This is a genomic window from Thalassotalea litorea, assembly GCF_043642205.1.
Classification (GTDB): Bacteria; Pseudomonadota; Gammaproteobacteria; order Enterobacterales; family Alteromonadaceae; genus Thalassotalea_A; species Thalassotalea_A litorea.
This window is the reverse complement of record NZ_JBHZSG010000021.1, coordinates 26,935-52,793: the sequence shown is the minus strand read 5'-3', so window position 1 is coordinate 52,793 and position 25,859 is coordinate 26,935. Positions and strand designations below refer to the sequence as shown.

Annotated in this window: 18 protein-coding genes and 1 tRNA gene; 9 read left to right on the top strand and 10 right to left on the bottom strand. The window is 42.7% G+C overall.

The features are described 5' to 3' along the window. Positions 1 to 180: 180 nt before the first annotated feature. The 5 genes from ACHUFQ_RS10720 to thrS form a co-directional block, all read right to left on the bottom strand. On the bottom strand, positions 181 to 1,284 hold the full coding sequence (locus tag ACHUFQ_RS10720; protein WP_394175435.1) for a phosphoribosylaminoimidazolesuccinocarboxamide synthase: 1,104 nt from the start codon (positions 1,282 to 1,284) through the stop codon (positions 181 to 183). A gap of 148 nt (positions 1,285 to 1,432) precedes the next feature. Continuing rightward, complete coding sequence (rplT, locus tag ACHUFQ_RS10715) at positions 1,433 to 1,789, bottom strand: 50S ribosomal protein L20 (protein WP_136737138.1); 357 nt, start codon at positions 1,787 to 1,789, stop codon at positions 1,433 to 1,435. A gap of 18 nt (positions 1,790 to 1,807) precedes the next feature. After that, complete coding sequence (gene rpmI / locus ACHUFQ_RS10710; RefSeq protein WP_138321391.1) at positions 1,808 to 2,005, bottom strand: 50S ribosomal protein L35; 198 nt, start codon at positions 2,003 to 2,005, stop codon at positions 1,808 to 1,810. A 140-nt stretch (positions 2,006 to 2,145) separates the two neighbouring features. Beyond that, complete coding sequence (gene infC, locus ACHUFQ_RS10705; RefSeq protein ID WP_394175439.1) at positions 2,146 to 2,688, bottom strand: translation initiation factor IF-3; 543 nt, start codon at positions 2,686 to 2,688, stop codon at positions 2,146 to 2,148. A gap of 20 nt (positions 2,689 to 2,708) precedes the next feature. Next, entirely contained in the window at positions 2,709 to 4,625 is a 1,917-nt protein-coding gene (gene thrS, locus ACHUFQ_RS10700; RefSeq protein WP_394175433.1) for a threonine--tRNA ligase, read from the bottom strand. Positions 4,626 to 4,985: 360 nt separating this feature from the next. On the opposite strand from thrS, the gene ACHUFQ_RS10695 reads away from it, so the two are divergent. The 4 genes from ACHUFQ_RS10695 to ACHUFQ_RS10680 all read left to right on the top strand — a co-directional run bounded on the left by ACHUFQ_RS10695 (position 4,986) and on the right by ACHUFQ_RS10680 (position 8,337). Continuing rightward, the gene (locus tag ACHUFQ_RS10695; protein WP_394175431.1) at positions 4,986 to 5,678 is read left to right on the top strand and encodes an SRPBCC family protein; all 693 of its coding nucleotides are present in this window, start codon (positions 4,986 to 4,988) and stop codon (positions 5,676 to 5,678) included. A gap of 253 nt (positions 5,679 to 5,931) precedes the next feature. After that, positions 5,932 to 7,026 carry a hypothetical protein gene (locus tag ACHUFQ_RS10690; RefSeq protein WP_394175429.1) on the top strand — a complete coding sequence of 365 codons (1,095 nt, stop codon included), beginning with the start codon at positions 5,932 to 5,934 and terminating at the stop codon, positions 7,024 to 7,026. A 132-nt stretch (positions 7,027 to 7,158) separates the two neighbouring features. Further along, entirely contained in the window at positions 7,159 to 8,046 is an 888-nt protein-coding gene (locus ACHUFQ_RS10685; RefSeq protein WP_394175428.1) for a fructosamine kinase family protein, read from the top strand. Positions 8,047 to 8,130: 84 nt separating this feature from the next. Beyond that, positions 8,131 to 8,337 carry a CPXCG motif-containing cysteine-rich protein gene (locus ACHUFQ_RS10680; protein WP_394175426.1) on the top strand — a complete coding sequence of 69 codons (207 nt, stop codon included), beginning with the start codon at positions 8,131 to 8,133 and terminating at the stop codon, positions 8,335 to 8,337. 29 nt (positions 8,338 to 8,366) lie between these two features. Here the strand turns inward: ACHUFQ_RS10680 and ACHUFQ_RS10675 are convergent, their stop codons facing one another. Further along, positions 8,367 to 9,011 carry a riboflavin synthase subunit alpha gene (locus ACHUFQ_RS10675; RefSeq protein WP_394175424.1) on the bottom strand — a complete coding sequence of 215 codons (645 nt, stop codon included), beginning with the start codon at positions 9,009 to 9,011 and terminating at the stop codon, positions 8,367 to 8,369. 48 nt (positions 9,012 to 9,059) lie between these two features. On the opposite strand from ACHUFQ_RS10675, the gene ACHUFQ_RS10670 reads away from it, so the two are divergent. Then, a complete protein-coding gene (locus tag ACHUFQ_RS10670) occupies positions 9,060 to 10,433 on the top strand; it encodes an MATE family efflux transporter (protein WP_394175422.1) in 1,374 nt (457 codons plus the stop codon). A 144-nt stretch (positions 10,434 to 10,577) separates the two neighbouring features. After that, a tRNA-Val gene (locus ACHUFQ_RS10665) sits at positions 10,578 to 10,654 on the top strand. Positions 10,655 to 11,205: 551 nt separating this feature from the next. Here ACHUFQ_RS10665 and ACHUFQ_RS10660 read toward each other — a convergent pair. Both ACHUFQ_RS10660 and ACHUFQ_RS10655 read right to left on the bottom strand, forming a co-directional pair. Continuing rightward, entirely contained in the window at positions 11,206 to 13,560 is a 2,355-nt protein-coding gene (locus ACHUFQ_RS10660) for an alkaline phosphatase D family protein (protein ID WP_394175421.1), read from the bottom strand. 113 nt (positions 13,561 to 13,673) lie between these two features. Further along, a complete protein-coding gene (locus ACHUFQ_RS10655; protein WP_394175420.1) occupies positions 13,674 to 19,520 on the bottom strand; it encodes an Ig-like domain-containing protein in 5,847 nt (1,948 codons plus the stop codon). A 352-nt stretch (positions 19,521 to 19,872) separates the two neighbouring features. Between ACHUFQ_RS10655 and ACHUFQ_RS10650 the strand changes: the two genes are divergently transcribed. From ACHUFQ_RS10650 to ACHUFQ_RS10640, 3 genes are all read left to right on the top strand, one after another. Beyond that, complete coding sequence (locus ACHUFQ_RS10650) at positions 19,873 to 20,886, top strand: LacI family DNA-binding transcriptional regulator (RefSeq protein WP_394175419.1); 1,014 nt, start codon at positions 19,873 to 19,875, stop codon at positions 20,884 to 20,886. Then, the gene (locus ACHUFQ_RS10645; RefSeq protein ID WP_394175418.1) at positions 20,883 to 21,899 is read left to right on the top strand and encodes a LacI family DNA-binding transcriptional regulator; all 1,017 of its coding nucleotides are present in this window, start codon (positions 20,883 to 20,885) and stop codon (positions 21,897 to 21,899) included. The genes ACHUFQ_RS10650 and ACHUFQ_RS10645 overlap by 4 nt, the downstream gene beginning before the upstream one ends. A 241-nt stretch (positions 21,900 to 22,140) precedes the next feature. Beyond that, positions 22,141 to 23,010, top strand: a complete 870-nt coding sequence (locus ACHUFQ_RS10640) for a tetratricopeptide repeat protein (protein WP_394175416.1) — start codon at positions 22,141 to 22,143, stop codon at positions 23,008 to 23,010. Positions 23,011 to 23,112: 102 nt separating this feature from the next. Here the strand turns inward: ACHUFQ_RS10640 and ACHUFQ_RS10635 are convergent, their stop codons facing one another. Further along, positions 23,113 to 24,477, bottom strand: coding sequence for a serine hydrolase domain-containing protein (locus ACHUFQ_RS10635; RefSeq protein ID WP_394175414.1), 1,365 nt, complete (start codon positions 24,475 to 24,477; stop codon positions 23,113 to 23,115). Between the two features lie 96 nt (positions 24,478 to 24,573). Continuing rightward, entirely contained in the window at positions 24,574 to 25,548 is a 975-nt protein-coding gene (purU, locus tag ACHUFQ_RS10630) for a formyltetrahydrofolate deformylase (protein ID WP_394175413.1), read from the bottom strand. Between the last annotated feature and the right edge of the window lie 311 nt (positions 25,549 to 25,859).

Here is a 25,859-nt window from a genome sequence, read left to right as displayed (position 1 = left end):
GCAATCAAAGCCTTGTCTAAAAGCCTTTAAATTCTCACTGAGTGAGCAATAATTTAATGTGATTGGTATAACACATAAGGTGACAGGCAGTGTTGCCTGTCACTAATTAGTCAGCGTCTTTGCTGCACTATAATCCATGGGTTAATTAACCTCATAAATCACGATGCATGAAGCAACTGACTAATCGACCAGTCCATAATCCTTTTTCAAAATTTCAATGATTTCGGCTTTTGGATTATCACTAATAACGATATTTTCACCGGTAATTTTTTCAGCAATGCCAACATAAGTCTTCGACACCTGCATTAACACGTCAACGGGTAAGGCATTGTCACGAGCCAGAGCTTCTCGCTCGTCCATCCGGTCTTTATTCAATAAAATATCGGGGTCCGGGAAATATTTTAGCAACAACTGACGAAACCCTTCTTTTGAATTTTCAACAATATTGCCTTGACGGTATTCAGCCCCATCCCACATACGAGAGGAATCCGGTGTGCCCACTTCATCCATATAAATCAGCTTATCATTGCCATCAACATCTTTGACATAACCAAATTCAAACTTAGTATCGACAAAGATTTGATCCAACGACGCCAATTCTTCACTGATTAATGCAAAGCCTTCTTTTAGAAGCTTCTCATACAGGGCAATATCAGCAACCGATTCAAAATTGAATGCGGCATAGTTATCTTCGATATTTTTCCGGGTGATATTGACATCATCCTGAGCTGGAACCCCTTCAATCCCGGTTAAAATACCTTTGGTAGATGGCGTTATCAAAAGCTCTGGCAGTTTTTGATCGCGGCCAAGGCCGTCGGCGATCTCAATGCCACAAAACCTACGTTCACCTTTTTCATAACTGCGCCACATAGAACCGGTAATGTACTGGCGAGCAATGGCTTCAATTTTTACCGGCTTGGCTTTTTGTACGATCCACACAAAAGGGTGCGGTATATCCAGAATATGACTGTCAGCAAGTCCACTTTCTTTGAAACGCTTAAACCAATGATTTGAGATAGCATTTAACGCCGCACCTTTACCAGGTACGCCTTGGATCCCGCCTTCACCATGCCAGATACAATCAAAGGCTGAAATGCGATCCGAGATCACCATAATCGCCAGAGGTGTATCCGTTGGTACGGCATACCCTTTTTCCTGGATAAGGCGAGCAGAATCTTCTGCCGTTAACCAATAGACACTACGCACTTTACCACTATGCACTGGCGCATCGGTACGAATGGGCAAATCATTATTTACAGCTAAAACTTTATCGGCAAGGTTCATCGAGCTTTCCTAACTAAAATGTCGTATCAACGAGGGACGACCACCTATCTTCTATTTTTTGGCAAAACCTTCTATGCGAAGATATTAAAGCTTTGCCAACAAATAGAAAAGGACGCCGAAGCGTCCTTATCTGTCAAAGTCTTTCCGATTAAGCTAAAGCAGCTTGTGCTTTTTCAACTAAAACCGTGAAAGCTGCTTTATCGTATACGGCGATGTCAGCAAGGATCTTACGATCAATTTCAATCGACGCTTTTTTCAAACCGTTGATGAATTTGCTGTAAGACAAACCATTTTGACGAGCTGCCGCGTTAATACGAGCAATCCAAAGTTGACGGAACTGACGTTTACGTTGACGACGGTCGCGGTAAGCGTATTGACCAGCTTTGGTTACAGCTTGGAAAGCAACGCGATATACGCGACTACGAGCACCGTAGTAACCTTTCGCTTGCTTAAGAACTTTTTTATGACGTGCGCGTGCTACAACACCGCGTTTTACTCTAGCCATTTGTGTCTACTCCTCTAATTAAGCGTAAGGTAACATTGATACGACTGACTTAAGGTCAGACTTAGCAATCATACTTTTTGCACGTAAGTGACGCTTAACTTTGGTACGTCTTTTAGTCAAGATGTGACGTAGACCGGCTTGTTTGCATTTGAAACCACCAGAAGCAGTTTTCTTAAAGCGCTTCGCAGCACCTTTATTGCTTTTCATTTTAGGCATGGAAATAACTCCGCATTGTTTATGCCAAAAAGTAAAGTAACCTGGGGCGAATCGAAAACGATTACTTGTATGCCTCGGTTACCAGTGATTCGATAATAGTGGTGATTGCCAGCAAGCTGGCAATACTTTCAGACCAGTTATTATCGTTTAATAGGGGCTAGGACCATCACCATTTGTCGACCTTCTACCCGTCTAGGGAAAGACTCGACCTGAGCAATGTCTTCCAAATCGTTTTTAACGCGAGTCAGAAGTTCAATACCCAGTTCTTGGTGCGCCATTTCACGACCGCGGAAACGTAATGTTACCTTGGCCTTGTCGCCGCCTTCGAGGAAGCGCTTCAGGTTGCGTAGTTTGACCTGATAATCGCCCTCATCAGTTCCAGGACGGAATTTAATTTCCTTAACCTGGATCTGTTTTTGCTTTTTACGCTGTTCTTTAAGCTCTTTACTCTTTTCGTAAAGGAACTTACCGTAATCCATTACTCGACATACTGGTGGTTGCGCTGTAGGACTGATTTCAACCAGATCGACACCAGCTGATTCTGCCCTTTCAAGACCGTCATCCAGAGAAACAACGCCGAGTGCTTCTCCATCAATACCAATCAAACGAATTTCTTGTGCAGTAATTGCACCATTCAATTTGTGTTGCGGCTCTTTTTGTCCGCCTCTTTGACCACCTTTAATAGTCGGTTCCTCCTAAAGAACTATGCTTGCGTCCGTGATTTTACTTCATCATTTAATTGTTTAATGAAATCATCCACCGACAGTTTTCCTAAATCTTCACCTTTTCGTGAACGTACGGCAATTTCGCCATTTTCCATTTCTTTATCACCTACAACCAGTAAGTATGGAATACGTTTCAAGGTATGCTCGCGGATTTTAAAGCCAATCTTCTCATTACGCAAGTCAGCTTTGGCTCTAAAACCACTTTCTTTCAATTTTTTTACAACTTGATTACAGTAATCGCTTTGCTTATCCGTAATATTCAACACTACTGCCTGAGTTGGTGCCAACCATGTTGGAAACAAACCTGCGTACTGTTCAATCAAAATACCGATAAAGCGCTCTAGTGAACCAAGGATAGCACGGTGAATCATCACCGGCACGTATCGCTCATTGTCTTCACCAACATAGGTGGCACCAAGACGACCGGGTAATGCAAAGTCTAACTGTACTGTACCACATTGCCATGCGCGACCTAAACAATCCATTAAGGTAAATTCAATCTTAGGACCGTAGAAGGCACCCTCGCCCGGCTGATATTCAAACTCAATACCATTGGCTTGCAGTGCATTAGCTAAACCTTCTTCCGCTTTATCCCAGCTTTCATCACTACCAATACGCTTTTCTGGGCGCGTCGACAGTTTTACGATAATGTCTTCAAAACCGAAAGATTGATAAACATCATAAACCATCTTGATACATTTGCTGACTTCATCCTGGACCTGTTCTTCGGTACAGAAAATATGAGCATCATCCTGAGTAAAGCCACGGACACGCATTAAGCCGTGTAACGCACCACTGGGTTCATTACGATGACAACAACCAAATTCTGCCATTCGTAACGGTAAATCGCGGTAAGATTTTAGCCCCTGGTTAAAGATCTGAACGTGTCCCGGACAGTTCATCGGTTTAATGGCGTATTCACGCTTTTCCGACTCCGTGGTGAACATGTTTTCTGCGTACTTGTCCCAGTGACCGGATTTTTCCCAAAGTACACGATCCATCATTAATGGACCTTTTACTTCGTCGTAATCATATTCATGCAGTTTTTCACGCACAAATTTTTCTAATTCGGTGTAGATAGTCCAGCCGTCGTTGTGCCAAAACACCATCCCAGGGGCTTCTTCTTGCCAATGGAATAAATCCAGAGCTTTACCAATTTTACGATGATCACGTTTTTCGGCTTCGGCCAGACGCTGGATATAAGCTTTAAGCTGTTTTTTATCGGCCCAGGCTGTGCCATAAATGCGTTGTAGCATTTTATTGTCGCTATTACCGCGCCAGTAAGCTCCGGATACCTTCATCAGTTTAAAGTGATGACAATGACGCATGCTTGGCACGTGCGGTCCACGACACATATCTACGTATTCTTCATGATGATACAAGCCCGGACGGTCAGTTTTCTCGATATTCTCATCAAGAATTTCCATCTTGTAACTTTCGCCGCGCGCGGCAAAAGCATCGCGGGCTTCTTGCCAGCTCACACGCTTTTTAATCACCGGATAATTGGTCTTGGCCAATTCCATCATGCGTTTTTCAAGCTTTACCAGATCTTCATCATTTAAAGAATGTTCTAGATCTATGTCATAATAAAAGCCATTATCAATGACCGGACCGATGGCCATTTTCGTATCAGGCCATAATTGCTTAATGGCATGACCTAATAAATGCGCACAAGAATGGCGAATAATTTCGATGCCGTCCTGGTCTTTACTGGTAATAAGCTGAAGGTCTGCGTTTTGCTCGATGACTTCACAAGCATCGACCAGTTCGCCGTTTACACGACCGGCGATTGTGGCTTTAGCTAAACCGGGACCGATGTCCTCGGCAACTTGCATAACAGAGACAGGTTGTTCAAAACTGCGTTGACTGCCGTCAGGAAGAGTAATTACTGGCACAATAGTTCCTTTTACAGTGGTGACACCTACGTAATGCCACATGTATTAAAATCAAAGCATTCAAAGCCTGAGGTTTTAAATGCGTAAAAATATGTTGCGGGATCCTGGTATCGATAAACCTACCGTGTTATCGAACGGTCAGCGGAACCCATAAGCCGAGCAATATAGGGGAATTTTGACTAATTTGCAATGCAAGACAACGACTTTGCTGCGATAACGTCTAGCTATCACGGTTTAGTTTGGGTCCTTGATCACCAACAATCAACTTAAGTTGGTACCATTGACTACCGCAATCATCAAAAATCACGCGGATAAGCACCTCTGGTTTGTATAAGACCACTACAAAGCGAGAATAGCATCATGATGCAAGGCGTATACAAACATCCAAGGTTACTGGTTCTCGTTACTTTCGTGCTTTGTTGCAATCTGCTTGGGACCCTTGCTCATGCAAGATCCGATAGCGAAACGGTTACCCAACCCCATCAACAAACAAAACTTCCACAACCTTGGTATACCCATCAACAAAACGATTGGGGCTGGATTCAATATCGAGACAATCCAATCACCGGTTTTGTCGAAATAAAGGCCCAGCTGATGTTAAATGCCGATTTAGCATCGGTGCGTCATCTACTTACTGATAAAAAAGCCGTGTTAACCTGGGTTGAAGGGGTTAAACGTATCGTGGTGTTAGAAACATCCGAGAATAAGCGGGTGCAATTAACGATTTTAGATCCCATTTGGCCGGTGCAGGCCCGAGAAATGCTAACAACCAACATTTTGATAGAATCTGCCGATCAATTCTCCCTCACGGTGCAAGACAATAATCAGTACCTGAAACTCAACCCTGCCCGTATTCGAGTCAAGCAAATTGATGTGCAATGGCAGGTTCAACAAACTAACGACAACCGTGTTGTAATCGATTATTTGGGGTACTTTCAACCTGGCGGCAGTCTCCCAGTCTGGCTGAGTAATGAAATATTTTTAGTGCTCATCAGCAAAAGTTTAAATAATTTGAAAGCCGTCAGTGAGCAACAAGGCGGTAACGCTGAATAGAACGGTACGTGACAGCGACAATCCTCGTTCAAATTGGCGGTGGTTGAATGAAACCGATAAAGCATTTATGCTGGCTTTAACCTAGTGAATTTACAAACACCATGATTATGCAAGGAATGCTAAAAGGCCGTATCACCTGTTTATGATTGAAAGCTATTAACGCCATGGGTTATACGAAATAATAATCAAGGACAGTCGCATGAAAAAACGGATAGTTTGTTGCCTGCTTATAATTGGCGGTTTAGGCATATATTTGGTAAATCAAACAAGAGACCCCCTCCATCAATCACCTTTAACCAAAGATATTTCAGATATCAATCAGGATATGGCTATAGTCTCGCCAGATAAAGCTTCCAATGCGTCGGCAACATCCCAAAATATCAACGGTTCAAACACCGAGTCCCCTAATGTCAGTCCAGAATATAAGCAAAGAACAGACGATTTGATGTGTCAAATCGCTCTTATTAACGAGTATGAAGCAAATAAAGCCCCAGAAGGTTTTCAGGAGCAGTATATTAATAAACTGGTCGAAGATCCTGCAATGAACAGCCAGCTTTCTTTTGCTTTATTTAGTGAGGTGGAAAACGACACAACGAGACTCCAGAGACTATCGGATTTCGAACGAAATTTCCCTCACCACAGACTCGTATCCCAAGAAATGATTCGCCTGTGTTCAACTCAAAAAAATGATCAACCATTGTGTAATGAAGACAAATTAATTGAGACCGTAATCGCCAATCATGACAATCCCTCGTTATGGTTGGGCCTGTTAGATTATTTCGCCAACAAGGAAAACATACAAGGTTTTGTCTGGGCAGCGGATGAATTAAATAAAACACAAGGTATCGATAGCGATTTTGCCGACACGGTAAGTCTCTATATCGAAACGCTATCGCAAGCCGGCGTCGGTAATTTTATCGACATATTTGATACGGCGTTTTATCTGGCACTGAAAAGTGTGCCGTCATTCTCTTCAAGAATGCATTTTTGCAATAAACACAGTACTGACAGTTTAGTCGCTGAAGCCTGTCTAATATTTGCGCAAGTGTTATACGAGCGCGGCGGTTCTGATTTAAATACCGAAATTGGTTTGTCGTTAATGAAGTTAATTCATAGTCAACAATCAAATCAAAATGCATTGGCGACCATTAGCAAAATCGAAAAAGAATTTACGGCTCGGCGCCATAGCAACCACGCTGGCATAAACTTTTTAAAGGTGGACGAAGAGTTAACACGTGACTGGCTAAAACATTGGGCAACTTTTGGTGAAGCAAAAGCCGTAGAGTATGTTAATGACAAAGTTGCAACCCTTATTCAGGATGAAAACTATTTTCCCTGCTTCCGCTAACCCTATATAAGCTTAACTAAAATTTATGTAGATTCATAAGAGCACTAACTAACCTATAATGACCCTATATCCCTAATGAGTCGTGGGTGTACCTTTATGCATTCGCTAAAGTTATAAGAAATTGGAGTAATTATGTGGTCCGCCATCGCTGATGAAATTTCGCAAACCCTCAAAGTAGAATTATCCTTTTCTGAGCCCGAAAAAGTGACTGGCGGTGATATAAACGCATCGTTTCGATTGACCGCGGGTGCTCAACAGTTTTTCGTTAAAACCAATACCCCGTCACAATTACTTAATTTTCAAACGGAAATGTATTCCCTTGAGCACCTAAGCCAGGGGAGTGATTTTATTATTCCCGATGTTATCTGTTGTGGCGAAAGCCAGGATGCCAGCTTTCTGGTATTACAATACCTGAGATTACTGCCCCACCCTGCAGATGAACAGCAAGCAAATGAAAACCCTTGGTTTACCATGGGGAAAACACTAGCTCATATGCATCAAAACAATCAACAAGGTGAATTTGGCTGGAGTGAAGACAATTTTATTGGCAAGACGTCGCAGGCCAATCCCTGGCAAAAAAACTGGAGTACGTTTTTTGCAGAACAACGACTTGGCGTGCAATTGCAAGAACTCGCCAACCGGGGCATTCAGTTAACCAATATCGATGCGTTTGTCTCCCATTGTCAGCAGCTGCTCAGTCATCATCACCCCAAGCCATGCTTATTACATGGTGATTTATGGCAGGGTAACGTGGGCTTTACATCAAAGGGCCCCAGTATTTACGACCCATCCTGTTATTATGGTGACCCGGAAGTCGATATCGCTATGACCGAGCTATTCGGTAAGTTTCCAGCAGCGTTTTATCAAGGATATCAACACATTTCGCCGCTGCATAAACACTATGAGACACGCAAATCCATCTACAATGCTTATCACATTTTCAATCATGCCAATTTATTTGCGGGTATATACCTGGAACAAGCCAAAGATATTGTTGCCAGCATCGAAAAAATGGCTTGATTGATGTCGAGCAAAATCACAGAAACAAACCATAATTGTAGGTAGACCATGTGATGCTCAAGTGTAACGTTGTAGGAGGCTCTCATGCCGCAGCATATCAGCAGAAAAATTATCGAATGTCCCCATTGTGGCCATCACCTTGATGTCACCCTTGATACCACTCAGGGGGATCAAAATTACTATGAATCCTGCCCCACCTGTTGCAATGATATCCATATGAATATGCACATTGATGATTATTCGCAAACGATAATGTTACGCATCGACAGTGATGATGAACAAATTTTTTAGTCGGTATTGAAGCCGAGCCAGGGAATCAATCAACTTGGCGTCACAGAGTGCGTCATTCGATCTGCCATAATGCGTTCAATGGTATCAACGATGGTCATCGTTTGTTGATCAATCTCAATATTGGCTTTATCACCGACCACGAAGCTTTGCAGATTGGTCCGTTCTAACGTTTCCGGTATCAAATGCAAATCAAAGGTGTCTTCGCTGACATTACCTAAGGTTAAACTTGCACCATTGACGGCGATAAAGCCCTTTCGCAAAATATAAGGACGCCATTTGCGGTCAAATGAAAAACACATCTGAGTGTTATCGTCGGTTTTCGTTATTGATATCAACGTTGCCTGATCGTGAATATGGCCGCTGACAATATGGCCGCCCACTTCATCGCCAAAACGCATGGAACGCTCTAAATTTACCCAGCTTGAATGGGCCAGTTCACCCAAATTAGTCAGTTTCAGGGTTTCGTCAATCACATCAAAATGCAGCGTTGTGGTTTCCTGCTCGCACGGCTGTATTTCAACAACGGTCAGGCACACGCCATTGCACGCGACACTCGCACCCAGTTGCAAATCCTGGGCAAAAGATAGTGGCACCTTTATCTGAATATGCAGAAATTCGTTACCTTTTTTGATTTCACTAACTTGCGCTTTTATTTGCACAATTCCTGTAAACATATATGATCCTCATTCCTGACTTGCCGTTATTATCTTATCTTTAACCGAATGACTCTAGAAAAATTTTTTGCTGACACTCGCTCATTAGTAAAATTGGCCTACCCAATTTTAATTGCGCAGCTTATCCAAAACTTAATGAGTTTTGCCGATACCGTCATGGCTGGCCGAGTCAGTGCAACCGATATGGCAGCCGTTGCCGTGGCAAGTAGTGTCTGGTTACCCATCATCCTTACCATCTATGGCGTCATTATGGCGTTGTCGGCCATTGTCTCGCAATTTTCAGGTCGAAAAAATTATACTGGGATCGCCCGTTCCACCGTACAAACAGGTTGGATCGCTATCATTCTTTCAATTTTGGTGATCGGGTTATTTTATGGCTTAAAGCCTCTGATTGAACCGAATTTGGATCTCGAGCCAAAGCTACAACAACTGATGCTCGATTACCTTGGCTATATTGTCTGGGGTGGCCCGGGCTTTTGCTTATATGTTGTCTTAAGAAACTTCGCCGAAGGCATGAGTTATACCAAACCAACCATGATCATTTCGATCATTGGCTTGCTGATTAACATCCCAGCCAACTATGTATTTATCTATGGCGAGTTTGGTTTCCCTGAATTAGGCGGAGCCGGTTGTGGCATCGCCACGGCAATCGTGTATTGGGCGATGTTTTTCGGCTTGCTGGTGTATGTGTCTATTTCTAAAAACCTTAAAAAAGTGTCGTTACGAAATGCCATTGCCCGCCCAGACGTTCAAGAGATATTCAGTATTTTACGACTCGGCGTCCCTATCGCCCTGTCATTACTATTTGAAGTATCCTTATTCTCAGTGGTGGCCATCATACTTGCCCCCTTTGGCTCCGAGGTAGTTGCCAGTCATCAAATTGCCATTAACTTTTCCGGGATGATTTTTATGGTGCCATTGTCAATTGCCATGGCGGTGACCATTAAGGTCGGTTTTGCGGTCGGAGAGAATAAACTCGAAGAAGCCAAACAGATGTGTACCACCAGTATGTGGCTCGGCTTTATCATCGCCATTGTCACCGCCAGCGCAACCATTATTTTTCGAGAGCAGATCGCATTGATTTACACAACAGAAATGGCGGTGGTGTCATTGGCTGCTAATTTAATGTTTCTGGCGGCACTGTTTCAGTTTTCCGATTTTATCCAGGTGATATCGGCAGGTGCCTTACGTGGATATAAAGACACTAAGTCTATCCTCTATATTACCTTTGTTTCTTATTGGGTTGTTGGCCTGTCACTAGGAACGATTTTAGGGATCACCGATTGGATAGTACCGCAATTAGGGCCTGCCGGGTTCTGGATTGGTTTTATTCTCGGCCTGACAACCGCGGCAATTTTGTTGGCCTGGCGATTAAAGGTCATTCAACGTCGCGCCAAACTGGGTCTATTGACGACGAATTAACCATTTGTGAGGTGAGTTGTCGAAGAATTACGCAAACAAACGGTTATTTGTAAAAATCTTCACAAAAGCACTTGCAAGGAATCATATCTGCCATTAACATAGCCGCCGTTGAGTCGTTAACCTCTTGTGTTAACCGCTTATAGTACGACCGTAGCTCAGCTGGTTAGAGCACTACCTTGACATGGTAGGGGTCGGTGGTTCGAGTCCACTCGGTCGTACCAAACATATTCCGAAAAGCAGCCTTATGGCTGCTTTTTTCGTTTTAGCCTTATCAATTTCAACAAAACAAGCTGCCAAGCAGGGCGACAACCAAGCCCCCTCCCAACATCACCAATCGATTTGCAAGGTAACACTGTGATGTGATCCTTTCACATACTAGTCGAGTGTAAACACAGCATTCCTATAACCTTGGCAGCGAAAAGCGTTAAATTTAAAACCGGCCTTAGAGGAAATTTGTGAAATAAAAATGGTATCGCAGTAGCAATAGCCGAAAGCTTTATAGCGCCACTGGGTCAAGCGCTATGTAATTATTTCAGCAAGGTCAAGGTATTAGGTATTAGGTATTAGGTATTAGGTATTAGGTATTAGGTATTAGGTATTTCGCAACGGATAAATGACGTATCTACATTAATTATATAGAAGTAGATGAATACAATAGAGATATCGATTTGGACGCTTCCCGAACCTACCCCAAAATAGCCGACTGCCGACAAATTGATGTTTTTGACTCACTAAGAGGGACGTAACTCCCTCTTAGTTTTTACCGATAAAATTAAGCGCTTTGATTATCCGATTGCTTGATCGTTAATGGCCAACCTTCAAATTGATTTGAAGCTTTACCATCGGTTGCGTCAATCATGAATTTATACGCGTCCATCTTGTAAGTCATGTCTTCCTTGTCAAACGTGATAAACCCGAATCCACTGCATTTTTCATGGGCCATAACATATCTGTTTTTAGAGCGACTAACTTCAGGATCCCCTATCGCATAAATATAGTTTTTATTACCAAAGCTATCTAAATACTCGCCCGTATTAGGCATGCCGTGTTGTGGTCGATTTGCATAATTTAAGCCGATATCATCTGGGCGCCACCAACGCTGCCAACCGACCGCAATTGCCGGCGTACAAAATGCCCAGTTACTGTCGCGTTGTTGCTCTAGTCCATATTGAGACACACTAGGCAGGTGAGTATCACCACAAATGTGTAACGCTTTTGAGCCTTTTATTGCTGAAATCGCTCGATCTCTGCCGGAAGCTGGCCATCCATTGGCGTCAAAGTCATATTTTAAATAGTGTTGCGGATTCATCTGGTGAGTGGCTAAACTGGCAAAAATCGTTTGTGATAACAACGCCTTTAATTTATGTCCGCGCCAATCTTGTGCCCAACGTTTTAAAAATTGCTCCTGGCGATCGCCCAATAAATGTAATTCCTTGGAATTCCATTTGGGATTAATAAAATTAGGCTCTTCGTCATTGCCCGATGTTCCAACAATAACGTTTAGTCTTTCCGGGCCGCTTTTCCATTGTCTATCTGCAACAATGGCAAAACTAACATCACCATAAATCAATTCACCGTAGTATACACTCATGCCTCGTTTCGACGGATTTGGCTCTACAGGTTCCATATGATGCGCAGTATGCGTTTTATGAACCACGTTGACCATTTTAATAGGCTCAATGTAGCCACCGGCTTTATCGACACGATTCTCATCATGTGCCGCCATTGGCATTGGCGCACCTCCTTCTCCCCAAAGGTTGCCTTGCAATACATCATGATCATCAGGTAAACAAATGGTAGGCGCATTTCGCATTGCGTCTTTGAACGCCCATCCAAATTGATAGTATTTACGCAGGTAGTTTAAAATTGCCATCTTAGCGGGCACGCGAATAATGCCAAATCCGCCATGAGATTCATAAAGTTGGTCACCAGAGAAAAAGACTAAGTCGGGATCTAATTTGGCGACATTTTTCGCAACGGGCTCATAAGGGAACGCATAATCATTCTGGCACGTAAGCGCCGCCATACGCATTTTTCTGCCTGCCGGATTTGCTTTAATGGTGCCTTCATATATATCAGGTTTGATCGAACCATCAACCTGACTTTCCATGTATATGACTCGGTAAGGCGTTGCCTGGCTTTCGTCCCAATTAGGTATTCTAAAAGTAGCGACCCACCCATCGGTATCAAGATCCGCCTTACTTATTTCTACCCACTTGCCATTTTTACGTACTTGCAAAACCACGTCTTTTGAATCTTTTTCTCCTAAAGGCCCGGTAAGCGCACTAAGCTTCATAATGAATCCTTCATCACTTCTGCTATCGCTCAAGGTATACATAGTCCAGAGGATTGGGCCAAATTTTTGCTCTACGTTATTGCTAAACGCTTCACCTTCAATATGCCAGTTGCGAAATTGATATCGACCAGCATCGCTACGTGATTGATTTGGTCCAGAATCAAAAGAAGGAATATTGAAATTACTCACGACAGCAATATTGCCGAGCAACTCTTCAGTTCCGACCAATGCCGCCATTTGACCAAGTGACTCGCTACTAGACACGGATATTATTTCAACATTAAGCGCAACTAACTGAGCTTGAGGTGAGCCCGTAATGATTATGTCAATCTCGTCATTATTGATGGCTCTTGTCAGGGATTTTCGTTTACTGCCCAGTGCGATTTGATTGTTAATGACACCAATATCCAACCCTTGTTGCACAAAGCAATTACTGCGGTATTCGTTGATTTCACTACGCACACCTAACCGAATAGCAACACCACCATCTTCTTTACCTGTTTCGAGCAATTTAACGCGAACCGAAGTTTTGAAGGTTTTCGAAGTATCCACCAACTGATGTTGTAAAGCATGCACGCTTCGCTGGCCGCCGGTAGTGACACACTCTGCCGCACCATTGCTGATCCGCCAATCTTCCATTGGATTCGCCCAGTATTCACCACCTAACCAAACTCTATCATGAGTGTTACTCCAGCGATCGTTAATCGGGTTAAGCAATACCGGTCTTGTTGTGGGTGCTTTAACGGTTTTTGTTGAACAAGCCACGCTCGTCGCTGCTAACCCTGCGGCAATAAATTTAAATGTATCACGTCGAGTTACTGTCTTACTCATTGTTGTTGTCCTGCTTTTTGTCTTGGTCTAGATTTTAATTCATTGTTCTGTTTGAAAAAAAAGAGCCTACTCTGATAGGTAGAGTAGGCTTTTTGTGCAATGGCTAACGCAAATTAATTTCGCTTCAGTGTGATTAATACACGATTGATCTGGTGTACTTCACTACTGGTTATGCGGCCCTCTTTGCGTAATTTATTCAAGTTGCTCATCCCACAACCCATATCTATTGCCGCGTTTTTACCTTCACAGATGATTAATAACTGATTAAGTTCAACACTTAACGGTACACCTTGTGCATTCACACGATCTTTGATACCAGTATCAATGCCGTCAAGCAAAACATTTCCGCTCACCACACCAGCATGTTCATCAACGTCATCTTTTACGCCGTCATTGTCATCATCAGTGTCACGATTGTCGCCTATTCGATCACCATCAAAATCCGCCGACTCTGCATTATCTAAAGGGAAAGCATCTAAGATATCTGCAACGCCATCATTGTCGTCGTCAGTGTCTGTATTATTTCCAATGCCATCATTATCTGTGTCTAGTGACTCAGAAGCATCTAAGGGAAACGCATCTGATACATCGTCAACGTTATCGTTGTCATCATCTGTATCAGCATTGTTACCTGTACCGTCGCCGTCAGTATCAATCCATTCCGTGTCGTCCATTGGGAAAGTATCCACTAAATCTTCAACGCCATCATTATCATCATCGGTATCCAAAGAGTCAGCAATTCCATCTTGGTCAAAATCTGATTCAATGATGATTGGTGAAATACCTTCTAGGCGTTGTTCACCATTAACACTTCTATCAAAACGAGCAACTAAATAGTAATAATTCCCACTCGATAACGCATTTGAAGGCGTTAAACCAGCTAAAGACATTGTCACCGCTGAGGTACCCGTTTGTTGTCCGATAGCATCACCGTCATAGACAGAAACCGTATTCACAACATCAAGATCAGCGGTCATTTCCATTAACATGTATTCGATACCAGCAAACGCATCAGAAACGACATTGTCACTTCCTGCTTCGAAGGTTGTTTCAACAACTAACTCGCCACCAACCGTAAAAACCGTTGAGGTTAGCGCCTGCTTATTTGCAAAACTAAAGCTAGATTCTACATTCGGTGTATCCGCGATTAAATGCGTGAACGTTACCGTATCACCGAACCACATCCAACCGTTGCCAGCAGCTGAGGTCGCTTCGATACGAACCGTATGAACCCCAGCCGTAACGAATACAGAATCAGCCAGAACAAAATTTTCAAATATCCCCTGATTGCCAGTAAATACGGGAACTTCGTCTACCAAGACTCCGTCAACATAGGTTGCAGCCTGTGAGTTAGCATTTTGACTGGAAGCGACCATTTCGATGCGATAGAAGCCATCACTTGGGAATTCTATATAGTAATCTACCCAGTCACCGTTTTGGTTACTGTCAGTCACTGTACGTCTGTCTGTTGGGATGCCTCGCTCGCCGATAGTAACGCCAGCTACACGTCCGCCAGTTTCATTAAAGGATTCTGCTTCAATGGTGAACGCATCACCGTCGACAAGGCCACCATTATCATTCGGCTCTTCCGGTTCCGTTGGTGTATCAGGATCGCTTGGCTCTTCTGGATCCATTGGTTCTTCTGGATCCGTTGACGAAGCAACTTCACCAATAATTATTGGAGAAATACCCGGTAGAATTTGCGTACTACCATCACTCGATTTAAAACGAGCTGTCAGGTTGTAATAATGCCCTGCGTTTAACTCAGAGGTTAATTTTAAATCGCCTTGAGTTGGGTGAACTAACGGTAGACTAATATTGAGTGTGCCACTTTGTTGACCAATAGAGCTTGAATCACCAACCACGACGCGCTTAACTTGGGAGCCATCCGCTCTTAACTCTTGAATGATAAATAATAATCCACCATTAACGCCTCCAAAAGCACTCTCCACCACCGTATTACCGGTACCCGCTGAGAAAACCGCGGTTAAATTGATGTTGCCGCCTTTTGCAAAAACGCTGGTTAAGTATTTACTTTCATCGTCTACACCAATTCCTGGTTCAGAAGGGATTTCAGGTTCCGTCGGCTCTTCTGGCTCATTTTCACCATCCGCTAATATAGTAATCGGACTCACACCTGGAATTTTGTAGGTTTGTCCATCACTAGAGACAAAGCTTGCAAACAGGAAGTAGAAATTTCCAGCGGGCAAGTCCGCTGAAGGCGTTAAGTTTGCTAAAGATATATTCGCACTTGCCACCCCAGATTCTTTATCAATAGCGGACGCATCAAATGCCTCGTAATCATTAACCAAACTCCAGCTAGAAGTCATTTCACGAAGATAAAACTTAACCCCACCATTTTCTGACGTAACCGTTTGATTCGTGCCAGCATGGTAATCGGCAAAGACCGAAAGAACATCACCGACAATATAATCCGTATTTAAATATTGTTGTGCATTGTGCAAAGTGAGTGATGCCGGCACGTCAGGATCCGTTGGAGACTCGGGTTCTAGCTCGGGTGCCAACTCAGGATCCAGTGGACTTAACAACGTAAAGGTTAATTTATCCGCGTTCCACTGCCACTTTCCTGCAGCCCCGACGCTTTCAATACGAATGGTATGTGTGCCTGCAGATGAAATAAGAACATTTTGACTTATCACATTACTTAACATGACATCCCAGTCACCAGACGTAAGTATCTCTGCAGAGCCAGAATTTACACCATTTACATAAACAGACGCGCCATTAACCGGAGCCGTTGGTGTTCCGGCATCTAATGTTAATTGATACACACCCGCTTCAGGGAAGTTAACCTGGTATTCAGCCCAGTCGCCAGTCTGATTATTGTTAATCCCCACGGAACTTGCGGTAAAACCGTCATAGATACCGCCGGTTGCTGTCATGGTTTCGGCTTCGACAACAAAACCGTCAGATGGAATTGACGATGCCTCTATTACATTTACGATAATATCTTGACTGTGATTTCCATCTGTCGAAGTAATCGTTATCGTAGTGGCCCCTGGTGCAACACCAGTGATCAAACCATCTGCGTCAACCGTTGCAATCGTATAATTATCGGACTGCCATGTGACAGACGTATCTGTGGCATTGCTTGGGATAAAATCAACCTTAGCTTGATATGTGCCAGGTAACACAATTACCGCATTACTTGCTAAATTAATGGACTCTAGAGGAACACTTGCAACAGATACTGTTACGACATCTGAAACGTTGCCATCTACGGTAGTGACAGTGATATCGGCAACGCCATTTGCTAACGCGGTTATCAAACCGTTGTTATCAACCGACACGACTTCATCATTAGATGAATGCCAGGTTATTGCCTTAATCGTGGCATTATTCGGAGTGATCGTGGCATTGAGCTTTAACGTTTCATGCAGCGCTAAATTAACACTGACAGGGGTTATTTCAATGTGTGTAGGAGCAACCGCAACCACATTCACATCGTGTACTGACTCTAACATGCCTTGCGCAGTTATTGCGGAAATGGTGGCAGAGCCAGTGCCAGTTGCTGTAACTAAACCATTTTGATCTACCGCCGCGACTTTTACGTCAGACGTAGACCAAATAACGTTTTTATTTTCTGCATTTAGTGGTAAAACGTTCGCCGTTAGCTTGATCGTTTCTCCGTATAAAACACTCGACTCGCCAGTTATCGTCAATTCATAGGGTATTGTGCACGCGGTATCGCATTCCTCGTTTGCAGAACGAACAATTTCTTGTTCAGCACTCCAAATGGATAAACTGATCGCAGTAAATGCACGTGCAGAAGCTACGGTTGCCGTCACTTCATTGTTTTGTTGTAGATACTCTAATGGAACCGGGATATCTATCAGGTTTAGAGAAACGCTAGTTTCATCAACTTCTGGCCCCATGTAGTCATAATGTTCGGTCATTAAACCACTGGCATTTGCATTAACCTGAGTTGGCACGTCAATCGTATAACCATTTATGGTAAATGTATTGTTAGCCGGTTTTGACGCATGGAAAGGATAAAATTCTGCTGCGATTCTTAATCGGGCCTCACCAAATTTGGGTACGACAACATTATTAATGTTGCCTGTCATATTTGTACCTAATATTCGATGTACCTGACCCTTTGCAGCTTCACCTTTGCCGGCTCCCGATAAACTTTCCCCGTAAAACTTCTTCTCTGTCATAGTAGAAGTGATAGCGATTTCATCATGATATTCAATATCAAGAATAATGGTTGAGCCTGGTTCCAATGTCACAGACTCAGGCAACGTGTCCATTCTAGCCTCTGCTAAAATTGGTCGTCCTAAATTGGTTGGGCTTAATCCTTCGGCTAAATAAGAATGTTTCATATTGACACTAACGACATTATTGTTATTTGCGCCAATAAATGAAAGGTCTACCGGAATGTTGTACCACTCGAGATTGTTTAAAATAAGATAGGTATGATTACCGTCAACATAAGCATCAACCTGTACATCCGGATCACTTGAATGGGTATCAATCCGTGTACCTTTCACATCTGACCATAACTCATACCACTGAATTTTGTCGGTAACATACCAATCAGCCGTGTCGTAGTTTGCAGAAAGTGCTTCGTCGGTGTGCATTAACGCCGCTTCGTATCGAATGGCTTCTCCATTTGGACCGGTTAATAATCCCCATTTGGCTTTGATAGGCGCAAATGGCATAGACTTAACTACTTGCGAAGGCCGCGTTAAGATCTGCATAAACATTTGGTTGAATGTTCTCAGGTGTAACCAGTCTGAGTATCGGTAATCATTCTCAAGAAACTCTAATTTGCCGTGCTTTGATGCTATGGCACCATATTCCGAGATCACCCAGGGTTTAAGATTATCCGCACCATTAACCTGTGCGTCGTACCATTCCACCATATCTAATATAGCTTCTGTTTTCATACCTCGACGAAACGTACTGCCTTGACGAGGATCATCGCCTAAGTGTGCCCAGTCATATAAATGAAGAGAATAAAAATCCATATTGTGACCAGATGCATCCATGAAGCCTTTCCAGATAGCATCCCATTGGAAGTACTTATCGTCTTGGCTTACCCAATACTCAGATGACGTTATGGCTTGCAAGAAGTCTTCTAAATCGCCCTCTTCATACGCATAGCGACTTCGAACCGCTCTATCCTGAGTCGGAAAACGCTCTGACAAATCGCCATTTTCTAAATCATGTAAACCCCATGTCATACCGCCGATTAAAGGGCGTTCTGATTCTGGAAGTTTTGTTTTGATTTGATCAGCAACCAAATTATGGTATTCGAACAATTGCTCAAAACTCGACATAACAAAGGTTCGACCGACATTGATGTCCATATCGGGTTCGTTAATCACTTCCCAGTATTTTGGCATTAACACGCCACTTGTCTCACCAGATTTACGCATGAATTGATCTAGATATTCACCGACCCATTCTGCACCGTAATCTATATGACGTAATACATATTTCCCGGCTTCATCGTCTTTGCCCGCTAAGTCTTTTTCCCAATACGACTGGGTTGGAAAAGGACCATGAGGTGTAATGCCCATGATCATTTCATCACTTCGGTCCTCATAAGCACGTAATGACTCTGCTAAATTGTCATACATATTGTCTTTGTGCCATTGACCAAAATTAGCCAGGTCTTCGATATGAGGTCTTCCAGGGGTGTTTGGATCTTGCGCAGTGGCTTTAAATATCCAAGATGCCATGCCGTTATCACGACCAAAATATACATCAAGGTCATTCATTAGGTAATTCATCGTCTCTGCTTCGTTGTGCCAATCACTTTCAGTGAGCGCAGAGTGGACCGTAATGTGTTTTTTACGGTTGAAGTCTGAGACCCCATTTACTTCATGTTTTATGTTTAAATTTACATCAACCTTAACTTGATTCGCATAAGCAGGTACTACCTCGATACCGAGTGCAGCCAATAATGTTATCCATTTAAGTTTTTTCATTTACTCCCCCTGTTATTTTTATTGTCGGCGTTTTCTATTTTTATAATTCGCCTACGACATATAACTATCCCATTGATTTTATTGCGTTGGAGCTATGCAACAAACCAACTAAAAAGTTAATTGTTAACAATCAATGTAAACGGAGCACACAGATCAAACAAGAAAAATGCGGATGTAATTTCTAGAAACTTTACATTTACCCCATATAGAAAGTGAGGAAACGCAGTCAACCGGGAGTTTCAATAATTTACAGCACCATAAAAATCATATCCATGTCGAAATCAATGTAAACGTTTTACATTGATTTTGATTTGTTCTAGAGTGATCGAAATAGCTAAGTAATGACAAAACTATGCCGACAATTAAAGACGTTGCAAGACTGGCGAATGTTTCGACTGCGACCGTTTCCAGAGTAGTAAACACCCCAGAACATGTAACGCTTGAAACTAAATTGAAGGTCCAGCAAGCCATTGTTGACCTAAAGTACATTCCAAATGCCAATGCGAGGCAATTAGTCAAAGACGACAAGGTCATGATAGGCGTTGTACTGTCTGAGTTATCCGATCCGTTCAATGCGACGATTGTTCATGAAGTAGAACACTTCGCCCGGCAATTAGGCATACAGGTATTGGTAAGTACAGGTTGTAGCAATAAAAATAAAGAAACTCAGGCGATACGGCGTCTACAAGCTGATGGCTGCAACTCAGTCATAATTTACAGTGTTGCGCTCTCAGACCCGGAGCTTTTGCAGTTAAGCAAAGAAGTAAAAGGGTTAATTGTATTAAATCGATATATCTCTGATATCGCTAGTCGTTGCCTTAGTTTTGATAACCAGGCAGGAGCTGCCTTGGTTACCGAATATTTATTGTCGAATGGTCATCAAAATATTGCGATTGTATCTGCAAACAATAAACCTGTTGACGCCCAAAAAAGATTAAATGGCATTAAAAGTACGTTCGAAAAGCATCGACGAAAGTTAAATAAAGCCAATATTGAATATGGTGAAAGTAATTTTTGGGGAGGCTATAGTTGTGCTGAACAATTATTAAGAAAGTCACAAACCTATAGCGCCGTAATATGTTTTAACGATTCGATGGCTATTGGCGTCATTGCTAAGTTAAGGCAAGCTGGTATATCTATTCCTCAACAAATATCTGTGGTTGGTTTTGACGATTTACTGATCGCACAAAAATGTGAACCGCCATTAACTACCATTCATTACCCCGTCAACATCATGGCCAGAAAAGCAGTAGAAGTTGCATGGAATATAATATCTCAACAAAATAGTCTTAACGAATCGGGATACCAATACTTCCCTGTTTTGAAGCTCCGTTCGAGTACTCAAACCATAGTGAGCCCACAGTGAAAACAATTAAGGATGTTGCGGTAAAAGCTGGCGTCTCACCGGCGTTAGTTTCTAGAGTACTGAATAACAAACCAGGCGTTAGTGCGCTCGCCAGAGAGAAGATCCAAACGGCCATTAACGAGCTGAACTACTATCCTAACCAAAATGCTAGAGCGCTCAATAAAGGCAATTTGTCTGCCATTGGTGTAATTTTACCTAACATTATAACCCCCTACTTTTCATCAATTGTCAGTGGTATTGAAAACGTCACCTCACATAATGAGGTTCAAATTGTGTTGAATTCCTCTTCTTTTGATCAAGATAAAGAGTTGGGCGCACTAAATACGTTAATTCAGCAACGTTACCAGTCGGTTATACTTTTCTCCACATCTATCAGCGATCAACGGATCGTAGAGTACGCGGACAAAGTCCCAGGCTTAGTCATTTTTGACAGAAAAATCAAAGAGATTGAGCACCGATGCATATGGTTAGACGATCAGATTGCGGCACAGCTAATGGTTGACGAGTTAGTTAAATTCCAACACCAACATATTGCCGTGCTTGATTTACCGGATTCTTTACTGCATTCGAGTAGGCGTTTTTTATATTTTAAACAAATTTTAAAAGCCAGGGGTATCACACTCTCAGCAGGACTTATTGAACAAACCGATGGCACTATACAAGGAGGGCAAGATGCGATTTATAATTTATTAGCGTCTGGCCAAAAATTTACAGCCGTAGTTTGTTTCAATGATGCAACTGCATATGGCGCAGTTAACTTCTTACAAAAGCAAGGGATATCGATTCCTAAAGAGGTGTCTGTAATCGGTTTTAATGATTCAACATATAGTAAAATGACTGTTCCAAATTTTCACACCATACATACTCCAATTAAAAAGATGGCTGAACGCTCAACTCAACTGGCGATAGATTTGGCAAAACAACCAGACCTTTCTATCGATAGAAATGACAATATATTTACCCCGCACCTGGTTAAAAATCACTCTATGGCTGTTGGCAAGGCCTTGTTCTGAAATCTACCAAGTTCCTTGAACATACAGTAGCACGAATTGCTTTTTCCATTTTGGATCGTCGCGAACGTACCCTATCCGTGAACGGGCCTTCACAGTAATCATGCGCTCTATCTGTATAAATAGTCAACCAGAAATCAATTTAAAAAAACATATAAATAGATATAAAACAACACGTTAATAAATTGTAATGGTTATTTCCTTTTGCTAATGTTTTAAACTGAATTTAAAAGGAGACAATGGAATGCGTTTTTTCTATCTATCATTATTGTTGTGCTTTACCGTGCTTTCTGGTCAAGCGTTAGCCACAAACATAGGTCCTTGTATGACCGAACCTTGCAAGATTTATTTTAAGGAATACAAGAAATATGCAAAGAAAGGCTATGCCGATGCCCATTCTGGTCTAGGTGAGATGTATTACCATGGTTTTGGAACCGAACCAGATACAAATAGCGCGATAAGAAGTTTTAAACGTGGTGCCAAGTACGGATCGCAAACAGCAGCATATAAACTTGGTTACATCTATCTAACAGATAGCTCAATTAAAGACCTCGATAATGCCGTTAAATACCTTAAGATGGCTGCCCGAGATAATCATCGCGAATCAATGTATATTCTGGCGGTAATCCATTCGGACGACTCCTATGGAATCCGAGACTACGATGAAACAGATAAGTGGTTAACCAAGGCTTACAAGCATAACCACCTTAGATCTCGATTATTTATCAGTCATTTAAGTAATCAATCTTCATTTAATGAAACAAATTTTCCAGACATATACGAAATTGTAAGTAAGTATACAAAGCCAATAGAAAAGACGAATATTGCAGCTGATGATAAAGCGTCAACCCTAGCAACCACTCAAATCGCATGGCCTGAGAATGAAATGGAAGTTGTAGAAGTAAGCTCACCTAATTTACAGGATCTGCTTAACAATGAAATACAACATTTCCGGAGTACACGACCAGATAAATACAATACAGGGACAGGTACTCGTATTGTTGGGCGAACATGTGAAGAGATAATGAGCTGTGGTTCTGCAGACAAAAGTGAATTTCGAAACCTTATTGGCGTGATGCCATTTGCTGATGGTCTGGTCAGCGGTTCACCATAGTTAAGAATGATCGCTTAACACTAAAAAGGGAAGAGTCGGTGACTTTTCCCTTTTTTACTTGGCTAATCGATTTGACCTTGTCTCAGTTGCCTATTTGCAAGGCTAGTTCGGGATCAGATCGATCACCTTAGCCAGTTTTTCCGAGGTTGGGTATGGCTCAGCACTCCAGCCAAGGCGCACAATAACCATGTCCTGTGACGGGATAATCATCACTATCTGCGAACGGTTACCCGACATTGCATAAGCATCTTCGGGTAATTCGTGCCAACGTAATTCACTGCCACCGCCATTTAACCAAAACTGATATCCATAGCGCGGATCATTTTTCGATGAATTTGCGGATTGCGCCTGAGCAACCCACGCTTCACTCAAAAAACGCGAACCATTTAGCTCGCCGCCGTTTAACATGACCTGACCGAGTTTCGCCCAATCGGGGGCACTGGCGTAGATATATGAACTACCCACTAACACACCGCTTGGATCCGGTTCGAATGTCGATTGCGCCATATTAAGCGGCTCAAACCATTGCTCATACAAATAGTCCATTTGCTGTTGAACACTGCCACCTAACGTTTCAAAAACCAGTCTGGACAATAGGTTAGTGGTACCGGAAGAGTAGGAAAAATGTTCACCAGGTGTATAAATTAAAGGGCTTTGCATGGCGATATCTGATGCTGAATAGGTGTAAAACAACATGCGGGTAGAATCACTGCCTGGCGCATAAGTCTCATCAAAATCAAGACCCGATGACATTTGCAATAAGCTCTCCAGGTCAATGTTGCGACGCTCATCGTGTTGCCAGGCTTCAAATAACTGATTTTCGTTTAGTGCAAGCTGCTGCTGATATATTAAGTTACCAACCATCATTGCGGTAAAGCTTTTTCCCATTGACCAACCAAGATGAGGTGTATGTTGTTCAAAGCCTTCTTGGGTTGCGTAACTCACCACTTTCCCATGTTTAACAACCAGTAATGAACGAGTTTGGTACCCCTGGGTATTATCTTCGGCGACGAGTTCTTCAATACGAGTTTGTAGATCGGCATCGATATCATTGAGCGCACTACCCTCTGGCCAGGATTTCTCAGAGGCTTTAATGGCAACAACCTTTACCGCATCAAGTGTTTTCGTGTCACCAATATCCAGCGTACAACCAATGCCGTCTCGAAACGTAGCGCTCATTGGCGACAAACCTAACAGGTTTGCATACGCTTTTTTCTGTTTATCGTCATAGTCAACTTCGACCAATGAGTATGCCGGCGAATAAGATGCCAAATCAGCCATTACCTGGCTATCATCAAGACCTGTAATATAGCGCCCGGAGCATGCAATCTTAGCCCCAAGTCCAGTAGCAACATCGGCTGCAGCGCCAAGCGACATAGGTGATACGCCAGCAATGGGTTTTAAAAGAAGAAGTACCGCGATGAAAAGTGCGATTAATGTAAAAAATAGGGTTTTCAGCCAGGTCATAAAGGCAATCCTGTGGTTTTTGTTTTCAGCGATGGTACGCGCTGCTTATCAAAACCTCAAGAGCCCTAATCGATATCCATCTGTATTAATTTGCTCTTACAATACCACGGTACGATGACCGTTCAGTAAGATCCTATCTTCCACATGCCAGCGAACAGCGCGTGCTAACGCTGTAGCTTCAATATCGTGCCCTATTTCTATCATATCGCGGACGGTCGTTGCATGATCAACCGGTTTAACTTCCTGCACGATAATAGGTCCTTCGTCAAGATCTTCGGTGACATAATGAGCGGTCGCTCCGATGATTTTCACGCCACGATCATGGGCCTGCTGATAGGGCTTAGCACCTTTAAAGCCGGGAAGAAACGAGTGGTGAATATTGATAGCTCTGCCGCGCAGCTTCTGACAAAGGTCATCAGACAGAATTTGCATATAACGCGCCAGCACCAGTAAATCAGCCTGATATTCCGAGAATAGTTGCCACAATCGGGCTTCTTGTTGCGGTTTGTTGGCTTTATCGACTGGTAGGTGATGAAAGTCGATACCGTAAAATTCAGCGATTTTCTTTGCACTTTGATGGTTAGATACAATGGCGCTGATATCTACTTTGAGTACACCGGATTGCCATTTGCTTAACAACAGGTGCAGACAATGATCGTCGCGACTTACCATAATGACTATTTTCGGACGTTGTTTGGCACAACGAAGCTGATAAGTCATTTGCATCACTTCAGCAAACGCTGCAAAGTCGCGTGCAAACTGTTCAGCACTGCAAGTTAGCTGTCTGTCGTCAAACTCGATACGCATGTTAAATAGCAGCTTTTCAGGATCGGCATAATGACGCGCATTAATAATAAATGCACCATGTTGATACAGGTGGCCGGTGATTTTTGCCATCACGCCAAGATCGTCCGGACAAGTCAGTTTCAATACATAAGACTTTGCCGCTTGTTCGTCATCAACTTCATTCATTGCGCCCATACTCGACGACACCGATTGTGGGTCCGATGGTTGTGAATTGCTATTGTCAGGCCCTGTATTCGCTTTTGGTTCGTTTGATAAAATGGCCAATAGACTGCTCCTTGATTGCTGCATATTATGAAATTTAAAAGCTATATCAGCGATTTACAAAGGTTATTTTTTCATAATATGTAAGCAAAAATATATAACTGTTCGATTTGATATGAGATCCCGTGTAAAGACATCACGGGATGACGGTTTAGCGAAAAGTATGATTATGACTTCGTCGCCCCGCGGGATGGCGGTTTAAAAAGCCGGATTATGGTTTCGTCGAGCCACGGAATAATGCGGACTTATTAGCTTGCTGGTACTTCATACCAATCACCTTTAGCTGCACGCCAGATCCTAGCCAGCACGTTTTT